General features: G+C 36.2%; 3 protein-coding genes and 1 pseudogene. 1 reads left to right on the top strand and 3 read right to left on the bottom strand.

Translation table 11 applies throughout. The annotated features are described in order from the left end of the window. Nucleotides 1-127: 127 nt before the first annotated feature. The 3 genes and pseudogenes from DN393_RS30665 to DN393_RS32640 all read right to left on the bottom strand — a co-directional run. On the bottom strand, nt 128-1,558 hold the full coding sequence (locus DN393_RS30665; protein WP_000072035.1) for an IS4 family transposase: 1,431 nt from the start codon (nt 1,556-1,558) through the stop codon (nt 128-130). Nucleotides 1,559-1,686: 128 nt separating this feature from the next. Continuing rightward, the gene (locus tag DN393_RS32645; protein WP_233152558.1) at nt 1,687-2,145 is read right to left on the bottom strand and encodes an MFS transporter; all 459 of its coding nucleotides are present in this window, start codon (nt 2,143-2,145) and stop codon (nt 1,687-1,689) included. A gap of 15 nt (nt 2,146-2,160) precedes the next feature. Beyond that, nucleotides 2,161-2,789, bottom strand: a pseudogene (locus DN393_RS32640) (MFS transporter); the annotation flags it as partial. Nucleotides 2,790-2,907: 118 nt separating this feature from the next. Here DN393_RS32640 and DN393_RS30655 point away from each other — a divergent pair. Further along, nucleotides 2,908-3,747: a MerR family transcriptional regulator gene (locus DN393_RS30655; protein ID WP_149174276.1), complete on the top strand. Its 840-nt coding sequence runs from the start codon at nt 2,908-2,910 to the stop codon at nt 3,745-3,747. The last annotated feature ends 109 nt before the right edge of the window (nt 3,748-3,856 follow it).

Genomic DNA, 3,856 nt, shown 5'->3' with positions numbered 1-3,856 from the left:
ATCGCTATCAAGCTAAGCTTATGCAAAGTCAATTTTAGGCGAGATTGTTTCTTTTTCTAAAGGGCAAGTGTAGGTGATTGAAAGATTTGCATACGAAATAAACCCTAACGGGTTTCACTTTTTTGAATTAAGCGGCTTGATTATCAGACATGGTACAATTGTAAACGACACCTAATATATCAAAGACCGTTTTTTTCTCATATCGATGAGATTTCCGCCCGTTTTGCTGTAGGAGATTGAACAGGCGGAGTAACACCTTTGATAGCTCTTGGGTGTTTTTTTGTATAGTTTGGAATAGAAGAAGAAAATAGTCTTTAATCATATATATGGCTTTATACTCACTAAGCTCTCGTTTTTTCTTCATGAGGAGCAATTGGCGCATTTGAAACATGATAGAAGAACAGAGTAGAATGGCAATCAATTGGCCATATAAATGGCACTCCAATCGTTCTGATTTTATCTTTTTACAATGATGGATTTGAAAGAATGACTTCCACGTTTTAAATAAAATTTCGATTTGCCAACGCAAAGAATACCAGTCATGTACCTGTCCCATCGGGACAATATCTGTAGAAGTGTTTGTCATATATACATTGATACCACTGAGTCGTTTACTACGAGGAGAATACTTCATTCCTTTCTTTTTTTCTCTTACAGCTTGATCTTGTAATCGTTTTTGTTGCTGTTGTTTTGTTAATCGATGGACAATTACACGAGCTGACACTTTATCAATCATTCCTACATAAGCATTAGCTATTTCCCATGTTTGTCCTGGCTGAAGGGAGTTCATTACCGTCTCCATATCTAACTGTATATACTCTGTACCTTTCTTAATTCTTCCATCTTGAAAATAATCAGGGTTAGGATTTTTTTGATAAATACGTGTATTCGACTTGATACGAGAAATATAGTAGGCCTCTTGATCTTGTATATATTGAAGGTCTTTTAAATGAAAATAACCTAAATCTCGGATACATAAATCATTCGCTGCCACAGTTGGGGCACACAGAGAGCCGTAAGTGCGATCATGTTGTTTACCTGGACCTGTATGAATATGTAGGAACTGTCCGCTTAACAAATCATACTCAAGCTGAATTTTTATCCCAGCTGTATGGCTGCATCCTCCTGCACCTGGATAAACCGATGAAAATACATCCGGGAGTTGAAATGCAGTTGAATCTAAGATACGAATACGCTTGAAAATAGAAGTATATGGAGAAGAAATTAGCTTAGCTGAAGATAACTTTTGGTTTAGAAGTTTGGCTAAAACTTGTTGTAGAAACTGGACGGCTGCGGCGTTAAATCTTTGATTTAGTCCTTCAGGACTGATGAGTACTTCTGTTGATACTTCTAAACAACTACATAACTGGGTTAAGGAAGTTTTTGCTACACTTTGGCTTAGCCATACGCATAAAGCTACTAACTCTTGTGCTTGATACTTACTTGTTCGCTGTACAAATCCAACATCTCTAGCTAGATTCTGTAAGGTATTTGGGGATAAAAGACTCTTTATCTCCTGTGCAAATAATTGTAAGTCGTCAGATACAGAATTAGACATACAAAAAACGCCATCCTTTCCTATAATTCTACAGTAAGAATAACGTCTTTTTTGCTTAATGAATAGTGTGAAACCTTAGCTTTATGGTAATGTGACCGTACCTCATGTAGCCACAGTTTTTATTTGTATTAAGACATTCGAAATGATTTGCCACGTAAAGCTGCTATGTAGCAAATAATAACTACTAAGCATAGGCTAACCATCACCAAATACAATTGTGGTGCAAAATGGATAATCAACCAGCCACCAAGCACTGGGCCTAAGAAGCCACCTAAGTTTTGAAATTGCATAAAACCAAGATATGTTGCTTTTTGATGCGCGGGTGCAATCATTTCGACTATAGCACTCGTCATTGGGAAAACAAAAATTTCACCAAGTGAGAACACAACCATACCGACAATAAAAAGTGTCCAATTATCAGCGAAGTGGAAGATTAACATACCAAGTGCTAATAGTCCGCCCCCGAAAATAAGACTTGTTTTGATTGCTACTTTTTCGCTTAAAATGCCGAGTGGCAATTGAAGAATTACGATTGTTGCAGCATTAATCACAATTAGAACTGAATATAATGCTACTCCGTCTGCCATAGTTAAATTAAGCAATTGTGGCATTGTTGCCTCTGTTTGCATATATACGAAATTGCAAATAACACTCGCAATAATGAGCAACATAAGTGTGCTATCTTGTAAAAGAACACGCATCAAGTCGCCAATATCTTGCGTAACATTGACCGTATTCTGCTCCTCTATACGTCGTAAAGTGATGACTAAGAAAATCGCATACAATAAGTACATCGTTGCAGTAATAAGGAATGGAAAACTTATTGATGATGCTTTTGAAATGACAATACCGAGCAAAAGGCCGATCACAGCTGATAAATTGATGGCAGTATATCGAATTGAAAATAGGCGACGACGCCTATCTTCGTCAGTATAGTCAATCATCAAAGCTTGTGAAGCTGGTTCAAAAAATGCACGACAGATACCGTTGAGAGCATTGCATAGAACGAATATCCAAACAGAGTTTGCGAATGCAAAGCCATAAAAGACTATACTCCAACAGAACATCGATATGATGATAATTTTTTTCGGCCAAACCGGTCAGTAAAGAAACCACCGAAGAAGCCACCAAATGTCGCAGTCAATTGTGAAATACCGACTGCTAAACCAATCATAATTGGTGAGGCATGTAAATCATTTTGTAAATAAAGTGCTAAAAATGGTATCGTCATAAAGCTAGCTGTGCGGGCGAAGGTCGTACCACCGAGCAGCTGCCAGACGAGGGGGTGAAAATAATCCATAATAAAAACCTCCTGTATTAACATGCGTTTGCTTATGCTAGTATGAAGTGTGGAGTTAGTCTATAGTCAAGAGGAGTTTTTAACTTGGAGAGAAAAAACCTTAAGTACAGGAGAATTTGCTAGTTATTTTGGGGTGAAAAAAGACACCTTGTTTTATTATGATAGAATCAATCTTTTTAAACCTGCCGGTAAACTTCCCAATGGTTATCGATATTATACCTACGATCAAATTAATACATTCTCAACACTCCAATCTCTTCGGAAAGTGGGAGTTTCGATTGAGGAACTAAAAGAATATCTTAATTCTCCCAACACTTACAAACTTGTTGAAATGGCAAAACAGCAGACAGTTCTGGTGGAAGAAGAAATTGAGAAATTAATTCAAATTCGTCGTTTCTTTAAGGGTATTATTTCAATGGAAGAAGAAAGAAAAAACGTTGAAGTTGGGAAGGTTTATATCCAAAAGACACAGAAAAAATCTATTTTCTTAAGCGATGTAAATTCGAAAAATAGCATGACCGATTTCGATTGGGTAAAACATTTTAGCAAGCAAATAGGCTTGTTTGTTCCTGCTCCTATTGGATCCGTGATAACAAGAGAGAGCCTGATTCAAGAAAGATATGAGGAGGTAGATCACTTATTTTGTTATAGTGATTTAGAAACAGGTCAATCAAAACCAGGAGGAATTTATGTCATATATTATCACCAAGGATCTTATAAAGATATTGAATCCGCATACCACAATATCACGGAATTTATCAAATCAGAGGGCTATGTTATTGAAGGAAATGCCTATGAAGATTACTTCTACAATCCATTAAGAACTAATAATAAGGAGGAATATCTTACTAAAATTAGTATACAGGTAACAAAGTGTTTAAAGAGTTAAAGCTATAATGTTATCTTTGTTTAGTAAAAATTAAAAATAGGAAAAACAATTGCAGCGAGTACTTTTAAAAAAAGTGATAAAAAGAGAATCGAACTTTATGTTTAGTAGG

The sequence above is a fragment of the Bacillus sp. BPN334 genome (assembly GCF_008368885.1).
GTDB lineage: Bacteria > Bacillota > Bacilli > Bacillales > Bacillaceae_G > Bacillus_A > Bacillus_A wiedmannii.
This window is presented reverse-complemented; position numbering and strand designations above follow the sequence as displayed.